Annotated in this window: 2 protein-coding genes; both read left to right on the top strand. The window is 34.8% G+C overall.

Features of this window, described 5'->3' with window-relative positions:
* The coding region (locus tag ACY65O_RS17305) for a glycoside hydrolase family 2 protein (RefSeq protein WP_462222115.1) at nt 1-2,184 on the top strand (2,184 nt) is incomplete at its 5' end.
* Between the two features lie 121 nt (nt 2,185-2,305).
* Nucleotides 2,306-2,974, top strand: a 669-nt coding sequence (locus tag ACY65O_RS17300; protein ID WP_462222114.1) for a glycoside hydrolase family 78 protein, incomplete at its 3' end; no start/stop codon positions are given.

Below are 2,974 nucleotides of genomic sequence, written 5' to 3'. Positions count from 1 at the left end.
AAAAAGAATGGTGAATTTTTTGCTTCTATTATTACAACTGAAGGTAATGGAGATTTCAAAATTGAAGTAAATATCAGGGATGCAAAAAATACTCAGGTTTTTAAATTTAAGGCCAATAATATAAATGATAATGCCTGGAATTCTTTTTTAGCAATTGCAAAAATTCCTTCTATAAAAACTTGGTCTTCCGAATCCCCAAATCTATATACAGCTACCTTCACCATCAATAAAAACGGAAAAATAATTCATTCAGTAACAAAGAAATTTGGTTTTAGAACAATAGAAGTAAAACAAAGAGATGGTATTTATGTAAACGGTGTTAAAGTAAAAATGAAAGGCGTTAACCGTCATTCGTTTCGGCCCGAAACCGGAAGAACATTAAGTAAAGAAAATAGCATTGAAGATGTGTTGCTGATGAAAGACATGAACATGAATGCGGTACGTTGCAGTCATTACCCGCCTGATGAATATTTTTTAGATGTATGCGATTCGTTAGGATTATTTGTGATTGATGAACTGGCAGGTTGGCATGGTAATTATGATACGAAAACAGGAGCAAAGTTGTTGAAAGAAATGATCGATCATGATGTTAATCATCCGTCAATCATCATGTGGGCCAATGGGAATGAAGGCGGACATAATTTGGAGCTGGATAAATTATTTACTGATTTTGATATTCAAAAACGTCCTGTAATTCATCCCTGGCAATTGTTTGGTGGTATTGAAACGCAACACTACCGTGAATATAATTATGGCATTGGTAATTATGAAAATGGGAGAGAGATCGTTATGCCTACCGAATTTTTACACGGCCAGTTTGACGGCGGCCATGGGGCTGGGTTAGAAGACTACTGGGAAAAGATGTGGCACAATCCTTTAAGTGCCGGTGGTTTTTTGTGGGACTTTGCCGACAATGCTGTGGTAAGAAAAGATAAAAATGATTCTTTGGATACGGATAAACACAGGGCAGCTGATGGAATACTCGGACCGCATTTGGAGAAGGAAGGCAACTACTATGCAATAAAAGAAATATGGAGTCCGGTGTATTTTGAACGAAAGGAAATTACGCCGCAGTTTGATGGTACATTAAATATTGAAAATCGGTATCATTTTACTAATATCAACACTTGTACTTTCACTTGGAAACTACAAAGATTTGATGTGCAGTCATCAAAAGAAAAAAACGGTACAGCTCTTTCGCCGGATATTAACCCCGCTGCAAAAGGGGTTTTAAAAATTGTATTGCCTGCAGATTGGAAGGATTTTGATGTATTGTATATAACTGCAAAAGATCAACACCAAAAAGAATTATTTACTTGGAGTTTTACTATCAGTAGCCCTGCAAAAGCAGGTGCAAGAATGATTGTAAGAGAAGGCGATACTAAAATTGAAACACCAGTTGCTGATACCAATATGATTTTGGTAAAAGTTGGCGATTTGTTTTTAATGTTTAATGAATCAAGTGGTACGCTTGCATATGTTAAAAATAAAAACGGGGTATTGCCTTTGAATAATGGCCCCATGATAGAAGAAGGGTTTAGTAATTTTAAAGGCGTTAAAAAACATTGGGAAGGTAATAATTATATCATCGAATCCACCTTCGATAAAAAAGATAGTTATAATACTTTAAAATGGACCATTTATCCATCCGGCTGGATAAAAATGGAAGTAAACTATTTTCCATCCGCATATTTTACCAATTTCGTTGGCGTTAATTTCTCTTTTCCTGAAAGTGAAATTAAGGCCGTTGAATGGATGGGTAATGGCCCTTACCGTGTTTGGAAAAACAGAATGAAAGGAAATCAATTTGGTGTTTGGAATAAAGAATACAACAATACAGAAACCGGAGAATCTCCATGGAAATATCCTGAGTTTAAAGGCTATCATTCCAATATGTACTGGTGCAAATTTATTGGCAAGCATAATTCATTTACTGTTTATACCGAAACGGAGGATTTATTTTTCCGCCTTTTCACACCTGCATGGAAAACTGATCAGTGGCATAATTACGAACCCATATTTCCATCGGGAGATATTTCTTTTATGCAGGGTATCAGTGCTGTTGGCAGTAAAACACAACGCAATGAAACTACCGGGCCAATGGGAATGAAAAATATTTTTTACGATTATGAGAAAGATCCGGCAAGGGCATTGAAGATGATATTATATTTTGATTTTAGGTAAGGTTTTTTCAATTAGCCTGTTACTGACGGTCTAATTGAAAAAAAAATGAATGTTATAAAAATAAAATAATTTAATTCTTCCGTCAGTAACGGACGAATTATAAAGTTGAATTAAGTAAATAATGAAACAAAAATTACTTTTATTTTTTTTTAGCTTGCTTTTTCTGAAGTTAAGTATCGCACAGGTAACTATTAAAAATCTGCGTTGCGAAATGCTCACTAATCCTTTGGGTATTGATGCTACGCAACCAAGATTTAGCTGGCAATTAGAAAGCAATGAAAGAAGTGTTACGCAGATTTCTTATCAAATTATTATTAGCAGCAGCGAACAAAAATTAAAAATAAACGACGGCGATGTTTGGAATTCGGGAATTATAAATGATAGTAAATCTTTACTCATTAGTTATGGCGGAAAAAAATTACAATCTGCAACCAAATATTTTTGGAAGGTAAAAGTAATTACCAATAAAGGTGCCGCAAATGAGGAAGAAACTGCTTTCTTCTCTACAGGGTTATTAAATATTCAAGACTGGAAAGCAAAATGGATCGGGTATGATAAAGCATCGGCATGGGATAGCGTAACACAATGGTCGAGGTTATCTGCAAGATATTTAAGAAAAGAATTTCAAAATGTTTTACCTGTAAAAAGAGCCACCGTTTATATTTCCGGCTTGGGTATGTATGAATTGTTCATCAATGGAAATAAAATAGGCAACCAGGTGTTAGCTCCTAATCCTACTGATTACAGGAAATCTTTTTTTTATAATACCCACGATGTAACTGCAGAAATT

Origin of the sequence: Ferruginibacter sp., assembly GCF_031430955.1 — a bacterium.
In the GTDB taxonomy this organism is placed as follows: domain Bacteria; phylum Bacteroidota; class Bacteroidia; order Chitinophagales; family Chitinophagaceae; genus Ferruginibacter.
Note: the sequence above shows the minus strand (reverse complement) of the source record. Positions and strands in the feature narration are given on the sequence as shown.